General features: G+C 68.3%; 13 protein-coding genes. 11 read left to right on the forward strand and 2 right to left on the reverse strand.

Going from position 1 to position 13,322, the window contains the following annotated elements; genetic code table 11:
* Nucleotides 1–50 precede the first annotated feature (50 nt).
* From C1706_RS08745 to C1706_RS08755, 3 genes are all read left to right on the forward strand, one after another.
* Complete coding sequence (locus C1706_RS08745) at nt 51–875, forward strand: GNAT family N-acetyltransferase (protein WP_129458859.1); 825 nt, start codon at nt 51–53, stop codon at nt 873–875.
* Nucleotides 876–944: 69 nt separating this feature from the next.
* Nucleotides 945–2,705: a proline--tRNA ligase gene (locus C1706_RS08750; protein WP_129458860.1), complete on the forward strand. Its 1,761-nt coding sequence runs from the start codon at nt 945–947 to the stop codon at nt 2,703–2,705.
* Nucleotides 2,702–3,493, forward strand: coding sequence for a sulfite exporter TauE/SafE family protein (locus C1706_RS08755; protein WP_129458861.1), 792 nt, complete (start codon nt 2,702–2,704; stop codon nt 3,491–3,493). Before C1706_RS08750 ends, C1706_RS08755 begins: the two co-directional genes overlap by 4 nt.
* A gap of 10 nt (nt 3,494–3,503) precedes the next feature.
* On the opposite strand, the gene C1706_RS08760 is transcribed toward C1706_RS08755, so the two are convergent.
* Nucleotides 3,504–4,400, reverse strand: a complete 897-nt coding sequence (locus C1706_RS08760; protein ID WP_164987495.1) for a DUF4439 domain-containing protein — start codon at nt 4,398–4,400, stop codon at nt 3,504–3,506.
* Nucleotides 4,401–4,473: 73 nt separating this feature from the next.
* Between C1706_RS08760 and rimP the strand changes: the two genes are divergently transcribed.
* From rimP to C1706_RS08795, 7 genes are all read left to right on the forward strand, one after another.
* Nucleotides 4,474–4,965, forward strand: coding sequence for a ribosome maturation factor RimP (gene rimP / locus C1706_RS08765; RefSeq protein ID WP_129458863.1), 492 nt, complete (start codon nt 4,474–4,476; stop codon nt 4,963–4,965).
* Nucleotides 4,966–4,968: 3 nt separating this feature from the next.
* Nucleotides 4,969–5,937, forward strand: coding sequence for a transcription termination factor NusA (nusA, locus tag C1706_RS08770; RefSeq protein ID WP_129458864.1), 969 nt, complete (start codon nt 4,969–4,971; stop codon nt 5,935–5,937).
* A gap of 168 nt (nt 5,938–6,105) precedes the next feature.
* The gene (locus C1706_RS08775; RefSeq protein ID WP_241653500.1) at nt 6,106–6,378 is read left to right on the forward strand and encodes a YlxR family protein; all 273 of its coding nucleotides are present in this window, start codon (nt 6,106–6,108) and stop codon (nt 6,376–6,378) included.
* Nucleotides 6,379–6,514: 136 nt separating this feature from the next.
* Nucleotides 6,515–9,427, forward strand: a complete 2,913-nt coding sequence (gene infB / locus C1706_RS08780) for a translation initiation factor IF-2 (protein WP_129458866.1) — start codon at nt 6,515–6,517, stop codon at nt 9,425–9,427.
* 91 nt (nt 9,428–9,518) lie between these two features.
* Nucleotides 9,519–9,962 (forward strand): 30S ribosome-binding factor RbfA, encoded by a 444-nt coding sequence (gene rbfA / locus C1706_RS08785; RefSeq protein ID WP_129458867.1) that lies wholly within the window; start codon nt 9,519–9,521, stop codon nt 9,960–9,962.
* A gap of 4 nt (nt 9,963–9,966) precedes the next feature.
* Nucleotides 9,967–10,869, forward strand: coding sequence for a tRNA pseudouridine(55) synthase TruB (truB, locus tag C1706_RS08790; RefSeq protein ID WP_241653501.1), 903 nt, complete (start codon nt 9,967–9,969; stop codon nt 10,867–10,869).
* A 51-nt stretch (nt 10,870–10,920) separates the two neighbouring features.
* A complete protein-coding gene (locus C1706_RS08795) occupies nt 10,921–11,862 on the forward strand; it encodes a bifunctional riboflavin kinase/FAD synthetase (protein ID WP_241653502.1) in 942 nt (313 codons plus the stop codon).
* 127 nt (nt 11,863–11,989) lie between these two features.
* On the opposite strand, the gene C1706_RS08800 is transcribed toward C1706_RS08795, so the two are convergent.
* On the reverse strand, nt 11,990–12,496 hold the full coding sequence (locus tag C1706_RS08800; RefSeq protein ID WP_129458870.1) for a GNAT family N-acetyltransferase: 507 nt from the start codon (nt 12,494–12,496) through the stop codon (nt 11,990–11,992).
* 217 nt (nt 12,497–12,713) lie between these two features.
* On the opposite strand from C1706_RS08800, the gene C1706_RS08805 reads away from it, so the two are divergent.
* Nucleotides 12,714–13,292 (forward strand): LURP-one-related/scramblase family protein, encoded by a 579-nt coding sequence (locus C1706_RS08805; RefSeq protein ID WP_129458871.1) that lies wholly within the window; start codon nt 12,714–12,716, stop codon nt 13,290–13,292.
* The last annotated feature ends 30 nt before the right edge of the window (nt 13,293–13,322 follow it).

Genomic DNA, 13,322 nt, shown 5'->3' on the forward strand with positions numbered 1-13,322 from the left:
CTCGCCCCGAAACGTCGTCGGCCCCTCACAGGAATGGATACCGTGAGGGCATGCATGCGCGGGTACTCGACAGCACGGACCACGCGCTCGTCTCGGCGCTCCTGGACAAGGACCCGGTGGGCAACTGCTTTGTCGCTTCCCGGGTGGATGCCGGGCTGCTGAACCTCGGCCCGGGGGAGTTGTGGGGCTACCCTGCCCACCAGCCGCGCAGTCTGCTCCACGTGGGCGCCAACCTCGTTGCGGTCAACCCCGATGAAGAAGCCCTGGACGCTTTCTCAGAGGACCTGGGCGCCTGGCGGCGATTCGTTGCGATCGTAGGCCCCCGCGACGTGGCTCTTGGGCTGCAGCGGCGCCTGACCCGGTTGTGGGGCCGCGCGTATGCCAACCCTCGCATCGTCCGCGAACGGCAGTTCCTGATGGTGCGCACCGAGCCCAGCCCGGTGAGCGTCGACCCGCTGGTGACCCGCGCCGTGTTTGACGATTTCGAGAGCTACCTGACCGGGGCGGTGGCGATGTACCGGGAGGAACTCGATGAGGATCCGCTGGCTACCAACGCGGTGGGGTACCGGCGGTATGTCCGTTCCCTGATCGATACGGGCCGGGCGTTCGCTCGGCGGGAGGATGGCGAGGTCGTGTTCAAAGCCGACCTCGGTGCGGTCACCGACCATGTGGCGCAGATTCAGGGTGTCTGGGTGGCGCCCCGGCTGCGCGGGCGTGGCCTGTCGGTGCCCGCCATGGCCGCGGTCACCAACGCCATCCTTGAGCAGGGACGGGTCGCGTCGCTGTACGTCAACGACTTCAACGCCGCCGCGGTCGCCTGCTATCTGCGCTGCGGCTACGTCGTCGTGGACGAACTGGCGTCGGTCCTCTACTGAGGCACCCCGGGGGTGCGAGGCGCTCGGCGCGCGAAGATCGGTGGGCGCTGAGCGGTAGGGTGATGAGTCGTGATCACCCGCATGACCAAGCTGTTCGTCCGTACGCTGCGCGAGGACCCCGCCGACGCCGAGTTGCCGAGCCACCGCTGGTTGGTCCGTGCCGGCTACATCCGTCGGGTGGCCCCCGGCATCTATAGCTGGCTCCCCTTGGGGCTGCGGGTGCTGCACAAGGTCGAGGCGATCGTCCGCGAGGAGATGAACGCGATCGGCGCCCAAGAGGTGCACCTGCCCGCGCTGCTGCCGCGGGAACCCTACGAGATCACCCACCGGTGGACCGAATACGGGCCCAACTTGTTCCGCCTCCAGGATCGCAAGGGCGCCGACTACCTGTTGGGGCCCACACATGAGGAGATGTTCACCTTGATGGTGAAGGATCTCTACTCCTCCTACAAGGATCTGCCGCTGTCGATCTACCAGATCCAGACCAAGTACCGGGACGAGGCACGTCCGCGAGCGGGCCTGCTGCGGGGCCGCGAGTTCGTCATGAAGGACTCCTACTCCTTCGACATCGACGATGCGGGGCTGCAGGCCTCCTATGACGCCCACCGTGCCGCTTACATCAAGATCTTTGACCGCTTGGGCTTGGACTACGTGATCGTCAAGGCCACCTCCGGCGCCATGGGTGGTTCGGCCTCGGAGGAGTTCCTCGGGATCGCCGCGAACGGTGAGGACACGTTCGTCCGGAGCCCGGGCGGGTATGCGGCCAACGTCGAGGCCGTCGTCCGGCCGCTGGCGCCCGCCCGAGACGCATCCGGCGTCCCGGCGCCGCACGTCGAGGACACCCCCGATAGCCCCACCATCGAGGCACTCGTCGCCTTGTCGAATGCGCGTTTTCCCCGCGAGGACCGGGCCTGGGAGGCGGGCGACACCCTGAAGAACGTGTTGTTCATGCTGGTGCAGCCCGATGGGACGCGGGAGCCGCTCGCCATCGGTTTGCCCGGCGACCGTGAGGTGGACACCAAGCGCCTCGAGGCGGCCATCGAGCCCGCGGAACTGGACGCCTTCACCGAGGATGACTTCCTCGCCTTCCCGGCGCTGGTGAAGGGCTACATCGGCCCCGCCGCGCTGGGCCTGGGGGAGGACGGCGCAGGGGTGCGCTACCTGACCGATCCGGCAGTGTCCGAGGGGACCCGGTGGATCACCGGGGCGAATGAGCCCGGTCACCACGTGTACGACCTGGTGATGGGCCGCGATTTCACCTCCGATGGCGTCCTCGACGTCGCCGAACTGCGTGAAGGTGATCCGGCCCCCGATGGTTCGGGTCCTTTGACGCTGGCACGGGGCATCGAGTTGGGCCACATTTTCCAACTCGGCCGCAAGTATGCCGAGGCGTTGGGCCTGAAGGTTCTGGACCCCAACGGCAAGCTCGTGACCGTCACGATGGGCTCCTACGGCGTGGGCGTCTCCCGGGCCGTGGCCGCCATCGCGGAAGAGACCAGCGACGAGAAGGGGCTGGTCTGGCCCCGCAACGTCGCCCCCTTCGACGTCCACATCGTCGCCACAGGTAAGGACGCGGCCCCGCTGGAGTTCGCTGCCACGCTCGCTGAGGCGGTCTCCGAGGCAGGCTTCGAGGTGCTGCTCGATGACCGCAAGGCTTCCCCCGGAGTGAAGTTCGCCGATGCCGAGGTGCTGGGCGTACCGACGGCGGTCGTGGTGGGGCGCGGTTTGGCCGAGGGAGTCGTGGAGATTCGCGATCGCGCCACGGGTGAGAGGACCGAGGTTCCTGCCAGCGAGGCGGCCGAACGGGTCGTGGCCATCCTGAACCGGTGACGGGCCTGGAGTTGCCGCTGCTGACGCTGGCGCTGCTGGTGTCGGCATCGTTCGTTGCCGGGTGGGTGGATTCGGTCGTGGGCGGCGGGGGGCTGATCCAGTTGCCCTCCCTCCTCATCGGGCTACCGGCGGACACGCCTGTCCCGACGATCTCGGGAACGAACAAGCTGCCGAGTTCCTTAGGGACGGCGGCGGCTGCGCTCACCTATCTGCGGCGCGTCCCCGTGAACCTGCTGCACGTGCTTCCGTTGATTGCGGGGGCGGCGTCCGGGTCGGTGCTGGGGGCGAACCTTGTGCAGTTGCTGGATCGTCGCGCCTTCAATCCGCTGGTGCTGGCGGCCATCGTCGGCGTCGGCTGGTACGTGTGGCGGCGCCCCGAGTTGGGCTTGGTGGCGCGCAGCGGCCCGGTCGGCTGGGCCGCGGTGGTCCGCTTGCTGGGGATCGGTGTGCTCGTGGGGCTGTGGGATGGCTTCATGGGGCCCGGGACGGGCACCTTTTTCCTCATCCTGCTCGTGGCGGGGATGCGGATGGAGTTTCTGCCTGCTACCGCCATGACCAAACTGGCCAACCTCACCACCAACGTGGCCGCACTCCTCGTGCTCGGGTTCTCCGGGCATGTCCTGTGGGGGCTCGGGTTGACGATGGGGGCCGCGAACCTGTGCGGGGGACTGCTGGGGGCACGCACTGCGCTCAAACACGGCAACGGTTTCGTGCGTCGGGTGTTCCTCGTCGTGGTGTGCGTGTTGGGTGCCAAGGTTGCGTGGGACACCCTGCAGGGGCTGCTGTGAGATTCCGACCTTAGGACAGGGGCAGGCCGGGCCAGCGCTGCATCAGCCCGCCCCAGCGCACCACCGCTCGCGTCGAGGCCTCGATCTGGGAGGCCAAGAACTGCTGCGCCGATGCCGGGCCGTGGGCCAGCGCACGCCCCAGGACCGGGAGCGCCGCGCCCTCCAGACGTGCCACGAGCGCACGCGCGTCCGCCGGGTCGGCAACCCGCTCGACGCCATACCAGGGTGATCCGGCGGTGGGCCGTGGTGAAGCGCTCGCGGCGTCCTCGCTGAGGGAATCGCGCAGGGTGAGCCAGGCGGCACGCTGGGAACGCAGCGCTGCGGTCTCCTCAGGCGTAAGCCCTGACGCACCTGCGGCGGTGTCGAGCCCAAACACGGCCTCGCTGGCCGCATCGAGTGCCGCTTGCACCGCCTCCTGAGGGCTCTGTGGGGCGGGTGCGACAAGGGCGCGCGCCGGTTCTAGGGAGAAAGAGGCGTCGGCCCAGTGCTCGGCCAGTGTCCCGGCCCAGGCTGACATAGACGCCCACACCAGGGGGTGCGCGGTGGTGGCACTGCGCGCCTGGACGCCGAACGCGGACGCGGCGGTGCGCAACGCCTCCCATGGCGACGGGGAACTGGTGGTCGCCGATGGTGAGGCGGTCGGACGTGCGGTCGCGGGTGGGAGCGACACGGCCATCAGGTGATCATCAGACACCGACAGCGCCCAGGCGAGAACGGAGGCGTGGGCCGCGTCCAGCGATGTTGCTGCGGCCGCATCGAGCGCTGCACGAAGCGCGATGGCGGCCACCTGACCTGGCAGGAGCACCCCGGTGGGCGACGAAGCGGGGGACGGTGTTGTGGGAGGGAGGAGGGAGCAGCCGCTCAAGGCCGCTGCGAGGACTCCGCCCAGCACTACTCGCCTGCTCACCACACGCGAAGGCTAGCCGATCCCTGCTCGGGTAGACTGCGGATCACAATTGCTCGTCACAACAGGAGGCTCCATGAACGAACACGCCCTTGCGTCCTTGGTGGAGCCGATCCTGGCCACCGCCGGTTTGGAACTCGACCGCATGGAGATCGTGCGCGCGGGCAAGCGCAGCGTCCTGCGCTTCTACCTTGATGGCGATGGCCCCCAGGGGCAAGGCCCCAGCCTGGATGAGATCGCCGAGGCGACGCGCGCCATCTCCGTGGCGCTGGACGATTCACCGGCGGTCGGCAACGCCCCCTACACGCTGGAGGTCAGCTCACGCGGGGTCAGCCGTCCCCTCACTGAGGCGAAGCACTTCCGGCGCAACACAGGACGCCTCGTGACGCTCACCGTGGCCGACGGTTCACTGTCGGGCCGGATCCTTGGCGCCGATGACGAGGCCGTCGCACTGGACGTGGACGGGACCGTGCGCAGCGTGGCCCTGGCCGACATCACCCATGCCGTCGTCACGGCTGAACTCCGTAAGGATGTTCCCGGGGACGACGACGCTGACGAAGAGGAGTGACTCGTGGACATCGACATGGCTGCCCTGCGCAGTTTGGAGCGTGACAAGGACATCCCCATGGACGTTCTCGTCAAGGCGATGGAGGAGGCCATCCGCAACGCCTACGAGAAGTCCGCACACCCGGTGAAGGGTGCCCGCGTCGAACTCGATACGAAGTCGGGCACCTTCGCCGTCATGGCGCCGGAGGTGGACGATGAGGGCGAGGTCGTCGGCTGGTACGAGGACACCCCCGACGGATTTGGTCGCGTGGCTGCGGCTACCGCACGTCAGGTGATCTTCCAGCGGCTGCGCGAGGCTGAGGACGAGCAAAAGTTCGGTCAGTTTGCCGCCAAGGAGGGCGACATCCTCACCGGCGTCATCCAGGCCGACCGGGACAGCCGGACGGTGCGCGTCGACCTGGGAGCCTTGGAGGCCATCATGCCGCCAGCCGAGCAGGTCCCCACCGAAACCTACCGTCATGGCGACCGCATCCGGGTCTACGTCGTGGCCGTTCGCCGGGAGCCGAAGGGCCCCCAGGTTGTCGTCTCCCGGACACACCCGAACCTGGTCCAGCGGCTGTTCAAGATGGAAGTGCCCGAGATCGAGTCCGGCGTGGTGGAGATCAAGGCACTGGCGCGGGAGGCGGGCTACCGCAGCAAGATCGCGGTGACCAGCCACGATCCCCACGTGTCGGCCAAGGGCGCCTGCATCGGCCCTATGGGCCAGCGGGTCCGGGCGGTCATGAACGAGTTGGGCGGGGAGAAGATCGACATCATTGACTGGTCCGAGGACGGTGCCACGTTCGTGGCGGAGGCGCTGAGCCCCGCCAAGGTGAGCTCGGTCACCGTGACCGATCAGTTCGCCAAGGCGGCACGTGTCATCGTTCCGGACTACCAACTCAGCCTCGCCATCGGCCGTGAGGGGCAGAACGCCCGTCTGGCTGCGAGGCTGACGGGCTGGCGCATCGACATTCGCCCCGATACCGCGGAGTAACCCCTCCACGGTGCCTCGGCACCCCGTTAGCGAAGGTCCCCAGCCATGCAAGGCCCCGCTAAGGAGACCCCGCGCCGCAAGGATCGTCGGGGTCTCTCCGCAGGCGGGGGCACGCTGCGGCCGGGAGCCCCGTCAGGGAGAACACTGCGAGAGTCGTAAGGTGGGATCGTGCCGATCAGGACGTGTGTAGGGTGCCGTGTCGCCGACGAGCAGTCCGTGCTGGTACGGCTGGTTCAAGGCCGCACGGGGGTCGTGGTGAGCCGGACAGCCCCCGGCCGAGGTGCCTGGCTTCACCCCGGATGCGGCGAGTTGGCCGCGCGTCGGCGCGCCGTTCCGCGGGCACTCAAGGTCGCTCCCGGCGCCCTTCTCGGGCTCGCTGAGGCCCTGGCAGAGGTGGACGCGGCCGGTTCGGCTTGGGAAAAACCGGGCCCGACGCAGTAGACTGGTACAGCGCTTCGCGCGCTGTGCGCGAACACAACCCAGAAGGTGGGCTAACGCTCATGACCACTCGATGAGTACCCAACAATGAGCAACAACGTCTAACCGGCCTGCGCTTTCGCGGGCCTGAAGGAGAGTAGTGGCCAAGGTCCGCGTCTACGAACTCGCAAAAGAGTTCGGACTCGAAAGCAAAGAGGTTCTGACGGTCCTCAAGGACATGGGCGAGTTCGTCCGGTCCGCATCGTCAACGATTGAGCCGCCCGTCGTGCGGCGACTCACCGAAAAGCTCAAGGGCGGCTCCACAGGGAGCAAGCCCACCCCAACGCCGTCGGCCCCCAAGGCCGCGGCTCATGCGCGTCCGGCTCCACGTCCCTCGGCTCCTACGCCGTCGGCGAGCGCAACGGCCGCATCCTCCCCGGCAGCAACCCCCTCGGCACCGGTGGTCCCGTCGGCACCGGTGGTTCCGGCTGCGCCGGCTCCCTCCGCGCCCGCCGCGGCCTCACCCTCGGCATCGGCAGGAAAGCCGAGCCAGGCGGCCGCTCCCGGTCCGCGCCCTGCGGCGCCGACGCCAGGTCCGCGTCCTGCCCCTCGGCCGGCCGCTCAGCAGCGCCCGGCAGCCCAGCAGCGTCCCTCCGGGGGAGCGCCGCGCCCGTCCGCGCCGGTTCCGGGGGCCCGCCCCGGCCCCGCCGCACGTCCGGGTCCGCGTCCGGCTGCTCCCGGTGGAGCCGGACAGTCGCGCTCGCCGCGTCCCAGCGGTGCCCCGCGTCCGGGTAACAACCCCTTCGCCTCAAGCCAGGGCATGGGTGTGCGGCGAGCACGTCCGGAAGCGCCCCAGGGTGGTGCACCTCGTCCGGGTGCGCCGGGTCGTCCCGGCGGCGAAGGCGGCGCGCCGCGGATGCCGCGTCCCGGCGGGACAGGCGGCATGCCGCGTCCCAACCCGGCGATGATGCCCAAGCACGCCTCGGGTCAGCTCAGCCCCGCAGGGCAGCGCCCCGCACGTGGCGGTGCAGGCGGCCCCGGTCGCGGTCGCCCCGGTGGCGGTGGCGGCGGCGGTAACCGTCCCGGTTTCGGCGGCGGCCCCTCCACGGGTCCCGTCGGCGGCGGCGGTCGCGGTCGCGGTGGTCGTGGCGGCACCCAGGGTGCCTTCGGTCGTGGTGGGCAAGCCCGTCGTGGACGCAAGAGCCGCAAGGCGCGTCGCGCCGAGTTCGACCAGATGGAGGCCCCGACGATCGGCGGCGTCCGGATCCGCTCCGGTGAAGGCCAAAAGGTCCGCCTGCGTCGCGGTGCATCCCTGACGGATCTCGCTGAGAAGATTGGCGTCGAGCCGGCATCGCTGGTGCAGGTGCTGTTCCACCTCGGTGAGATGGTCAACGCCACCCAGTCGGTGGCCGATGACACGCTGCAGGTGCTCGGCTCGGAGTTGAACTACGAGATCGAGATGGTCAGCCCCGAAGACGAGGACCGCGAACTGCTGGAGTCCTTCGACCTGGAGTTCGGCGAGAACGCTGGCGGTGAGGACGATCTGGCTCCCCGTCCGCCGGTCGTCACCGTCATGGGTCACGTCGACCACGGCAAGACGAAGCTGCTGGACGCCCTGCGTCACTCCAACGTGGTCGCCCAAGAGGCCGGTGGCATCACCCAGGCCATCGGCGCCTACCAGGTGCAAACCGAAGTGGACGACGTCGAACGGAAGATCACCTTCATCGATACCCCGGGTCACGAGGCCTTCACGGCCATGCGTGCACGGGGTGCGAAGTCGACCGACATCGCGGTGCTCGTGGTGGCAGCCGATGACGGCGTGATGCCGCAGACGATCGAGGCGCTCAACCACGCCCAGGCGGCGGACGTCCCGATCGTGGTCGCGGTCAACAAGATCGACAAGGAGGCGGCCGACCCGGTTCGCGTCCGTGGCGAACTGTCCGAGTACGGGTTGATCCCCGAGGAGTACGGCGGCGACACCATGTTCGTCGACGTGTCCGCCGTGACCCGCGAGGGCCTGGACAAGCTCCAGGAGGCGATCGTCCTCACCGCGGATGCGTCCTTGGATCTGCGTGCCAACCCCGACATGCCTGCCCAGGGCGTGGCCATCGAGGCGCACCTCGACAAGGGCCGCGGCCCCGTCGCGACCGTTTTGGTGCAGCGCGGAACGCTCCACACCGGCGATTCGATCGTCGCGGGTTCGGCTCACGGCCGTGTTCGCGCCATGATCAACGATCTGGGCGAGACGGTTGATGAGGCTCCGCCGTCGATGCCTGTTCAGGTGCTCGGTCTGACGTCCGTGCCCGGTGCTGGTGATTCGTTCCTGGTCGTGGACGACGACCGGATGGCCCGCCAGATCGCGGACAAGCGGGAGGCACGTCAGCGCGCCGCACTGCTGGCCCGCACGACGCGTCGCAAGACGCTGGATCAGCTGTTCGAGCAGTTGGAGAAGGGCGAGACCCAAGAGCTCAAGCTTATCCTCAAGGGCGATTCGGCCGGTTCGGTCGAGGCGCTGGAGGACTCGCTGGCCAAGATCGAGGTGGGCGACGAGGTGTCGCTGCGCGTCATCGACCGGGGTGTGGGTGCCATCACCGAAACCAACGTGTCGCTGGCTGCGGCGTCCGACGCCGTCATCATCGGCTACAACGTTCGTGCTCAGGGCAAGGCCACGCAGATGGCCGACGCCGAGGGTGTCGACATCCGCTACTACTCGGTCATCTACGCGGCGATCGACGACGTGGAGGCGGCGCTGAAGGGCATGCTGAAGCCCATCTTCGAAGAGAAGTCGATGGGCCAGGCCGAGATCCGTGAGATCTTCAAGAGCTCCAAGATCGGCACGATCGCGGGCTGCATGGTGACCGACGGACACATCCGCCGCAACGCCAAGGCGCGCCTGATCCGCGACGGCATCGTCGTCACGGAGTCCTCGATCGCGTCGCTGCGGCGCGAGAAGGACGACGTCACCGAAGTCCGCGAGGGCTTCGAGTGCGGCCTGACGCTGAACCACTACAGCGACATCAAGGTCGGCGACATCGTCGAAACCTACGAGATGGTGGAGAAGCCCCGCGACTGACGTCCGGCCTTCCACCAGCGGCTGGCCCGGGAAGCACCTGTGCTCACCCGGGCCAGCCGCGTCCCACACCACCGAACCGAAAGAGGAAGCGATGGGTAACCCCCGCTACATCAAGGTCGCTGAGCAGATCAAGGTCATCGTGGCCGACATGCTCGAGCGACGGATCAAGGATCCCCGGCTGGGTTTCGTCACGATCACCGACGTGCGGTTGACCGGCGATGGCCGTGAAGCGACCGTGTTTTACACGGTGCTGGGCGACGATTCGGAGCGTGTGGCAACGGCTGCGGCGCTCGCGTCGGCGAAGGGGCTGATTCGGTCCACCGTCGGTAAGCAACTGGGCATGAAGTTCACTCCCACGATCGAGTTCATCTTGGACGCCGTGCCCGAGACGGCGGCGGAGATGGACGCGTTGCTCAAGGCCGCGCGCGCCTCGGACGCCGACGTGGCAGCCCGCAGTGCCGGGGCGAGCTATGCCGGCGAGGCGGATCCGTACCGCAAGCCTGCCGACGAAGACGACGTCGACGACGAGGCCTGACCCTGTGGTGACCTCCGCGGTGCTCCTGGCGGACAAGCCAGGTGGTATCACCAGTCACCAGGTCGTGTCGCGGGCCCGCCGCGCCCTGGGCACGACGAAGGTGGGTCACGCCGGGACGCTGGATCCGATGGCGACGGGCCTGATGATTCTGGGCATCGAGAAGGGGACCCGGCTGCTGGGTCACCTCACGGGCATGGACAAGACCTACGAAGCCACCATCCGCCTGGGCGTCTCCACCACGACCGACGACGCCGAGGGGGAGGTCGCGACCGCGCGGGGCGCCCGGTTGGAAGAGCTGGGGTCGCGCTTGGCTGCCGGCGTCGCGGCCTTGACCGGGCCGCTGTCGCAGGTGCCCTCATCGGTGTCAGCGATCAAGGTCAATGGTCAGCGCGCGTACGCGATGGTGCGACGAGGCGAGGAGGTCGCCCTCGCGGCGCGCCCTGTCGTCGTGTCTCGCTTCGATGTGCTGGATGTTCGCTCGGGGGAGAGCGCCGAGGGGCAATCGGTGGTGGACCTCGATGTTGTCGTCGATTGTTCCTCGGGCACGTATATCCGTGCCCTCGCCCGCGATCTGGGCGAAGGCCTGGGTGTCGGCGGGCATCTCACCGCGTTGCGCCGTACGAGGATCGGGCCGTTTCAGTTGGCGCACGCAGGCTGGGACGCCACGTTGCCTGAGCTGGCGCGCGGCGAGTTGTTTCCCCTGCCCACCTATCCCTTGGCGGACGTCGCCCCTGTGCTGTTCGCCACGGTCGAGGCCAGCGACGAGCAGGCCCGCGACATCGGTTTTGGTCGGCCGCTCAGCCAGCCAGTTCCCGCGAATCCCACCGCGATGCTGCACGGGGGGCACCTGCTGGCGCTCTACCGCCCCGAGGGTTCGGGGTCAGTCCCGGTTGCGGTGCTGGTTTAGGCTGGGGCGCCGGTGCGGATGAACAAGCGTGTAGACGCGCGAAGGAGTGACGTGTCAGGTTCCGTGGTCGTCATTGGCAACTTCGACGGGGTGCATCCCGGGCATCGGGAGGTTCTCGCCGTCGCGCGGGCCACCGAACCGGATCTGCCGTTGATCGTCGTCACCTTCTGGCCGCACCCGGCGTCCGTGGTCCGCCCCGGTGGGGGCCCCAAGCTCCTGACTGATCTCGCCGATCGTGTGGCGTTGCTGCGCGCGGCAGGCGCCGATGAGGTCAAGGTCGTCGACTTCACTCAGGAGTTCTCCCAGCTGACTCCGGCGCAGTTCGTCGAGCAGGTGCTGCTGCCGTTGCATCCGACGCGGGTGGTGGTGGGGGAGAACTTCCGTTTCGGGCACAAGGCTGCTGGCACCCTGGCGACGTTGCGCGAACTGGGGGCGGGCGTCTTCGAGGTGACCGGGTTACCTTTGGTGAAGGTGCGCGACGAAGAGACCTGTAGTTCCGCCGTCCGGGCGGCGGTGGCCGCGGGCGATGTGAGACACGCGGCAGAACTGCTCGGGCGTCCGTTTCGCTTTCGTGGCGTCGTCCAGCATGGCGACCACCGGGGCCGCGAGTTGGGTTTCCCGACCGCGAACCTCCCCGTTCCGGCCGCGTTCGCGGCGCCTGCCGACGGGGTTTATGCGGGTTATCTCACGCGGCTGGATGGCCGTGACGGGCACGGTGTTCCCCTTCCCCCAGGCGCCCCGGCCGCATCGTGGCCCGCAGCGATCTCGGTGGGCACGAACCCCACCTTCGATGGCGAGGAGCATCGGGTAGAGAGCTTCGTGCTCGACCGTCACGATCTTGACCTCTACGGTGCCGACATCGCCGTGGACTTTGACCAGCGGATCCGCGGGCAGGTGAAGTTCGCGGGCGTGGACGCACTCATCGAGCAGATGGACGCCGACGTCTCCGCGACGCGTGAGGCCTTGCAGCACAACGCCTCACTCGATCGCTGACGCCGCTCGCTGGCGCCGCGGCGAGGCAACACGGGCACGGAGGCGCTCCCCGGCGGGTGCAGAAACGCCCCGGGTGAGGTGTCTCCCGGGGCGCTGCGTGGGCGCGAGGCCTCGCCGTGATGACGGCTCAGCGGATCCGCAACGACTTACGGAAGATGGCTTCGGTCGGGTCGTCGCCCACCGGGGCGTCCGCGTCGATCACCGACAGGTTGATGGCGCTGCGGTGATCCCCGGTGGGGGTGTAGTCGAGGCTGATGTAGAGCGGAATCGCCGCCGGGTTGTTGTCGGCAGAGACGCCGAGGAAGATCTCTTCGTAGCCCAAGGTGCGAGCCACGGCCTCCAAGTGGTGCGTCATGGCGGCGCCCAGGCCTTGACGCCGCGCGGTGGGGACGACCCACAGCAGCTTCATTTCGGGGGTCAGCACAGCGGGGTCGTCGCGCACATCCAAGATGACGCGTCCAACGATGTCGCCCTGCAGGAGGCCGACGACGACGTAGAACTCACCGCGATCCTGTGCGTCCAGGTACGTCGCCGAAAGGCCGCGCGTCCTAGCCGTCTCGAGCGCCTCCAATGAGGGCAGGTCGTCGCGCGTGGCAAGGCGGGCGGCGACGGCGGTCGTGGGGTTTTCCGTCATCACATCACTCCTGAACTGGCTTGTCTGTGACCAGTCTTGCCGATGCCCGGGAAAACACCAATCCGATTAGCCTGAGCGGACGCCCCGGAAGGTCAAGACCTTCGCGGCTCACGATAGTGCGCGGGGAGACAGCGCACTCGCGATCTCAGAAGGGAAGGCAGGCCTTGGTGCCGTGGGGGGATGACGCAGCGTGGGGAGAGCCCGCCATACTAAGGCCATGACCGAAGAACCCCGCACCGGCCTGTTGAGCCATGATGTGCTCATCGTTCAGCAAATCAACTCCTTCATGGCTAACGACTTCGACATTCTCGACACCACCGGAGGTGTGTTGGGGCGCGTCGTGGGCCAAGATTCGTTCGGCGGCCTGTTCTTCGCCGGGCCACGCCGATTCCTTCTCGTGCAAAGCGATGGGACGCCCCTGCTCGCCTTCGACGACGTCATGGATATCGGGTTCGACACCTTCGAGATGAGTTGGCCCGACGGACGCCGGTTGGCGACGCTGCGCCGTCGCCCGGCGCTGTTTTCCACGTCGATCACCGTGACAGCTGCCACCGGGGCTTCTATGGAACTGGTGGGGGATCTGGGGGGTCTCGACTACCAGGTCGTCTCCGGGGGAACCGTCCTGGGGCGGGTGGCGCGGGAGTGGGCCGGAATGGGGGCAGCCCTGCTGGGGCACAGCCGCTACGCGATGACTTTTGCCCCCGGCGCCACCGAGGAAACGCGCCTGCTGGCGTTGGGTACCGCGATCGCCCTTGACCTCATCCGCAGGAAGCGCCGCCGCCGAGCCAACAACTGATACGCAACAGCGGCGCGGCGGGCACCTCGC

The sequence above is a fragment of the Propioniciclava flava genome, from assembly GCF_004126535.1.
In the GTDB taxonomy this organism is placed as follows: Bacteria; Actinomycetota; Actinomycetes; order Propionibacteriales; family Propionibacteriaceae; genus Propioniciclava; species Propioniciclava flava.

What these genes read in the sequence shown, in the direction of transcription:
- C1706_RS08745 (WP_129458859.1), top strand. Translation starts at nt 51, where the DNA reads ATGCATGCGCGGGTACTCGACAGCACGGACCACGCGCTCGTCTCGGCG.
- rimP (WP_129458863.1), top strand. Translation starts at nt 4,474, where the DNA reads ATGAACGAACACGCCCTTGCGTCCTTGGTGGAGCCGATCCTGGCCACC.
- rbfA (WP_129458867.1), top strand. Translation starts at nt 9,519, where the DNA reads ATGGGTAACCCCCGCTACATCAAGGTCGCTGAGCAGATCAAGGTCATC.
- C1706_RS08800 (WP_129458870.1), bottom strand. Translation starts at nt 12,496, where the DNA reads ATGACGGAAAACCCCACGACCGCCGTCGCCGCCCGCCTTGCCACGCGC.
- C1706_RS08805 (WP_129458871.1), top strand. Translation starts at nt 12,714, where the DNA reads ATGACCGAAGAACCCCGCACCGGCCTGTTGAGCCATGATGTGCTCATC.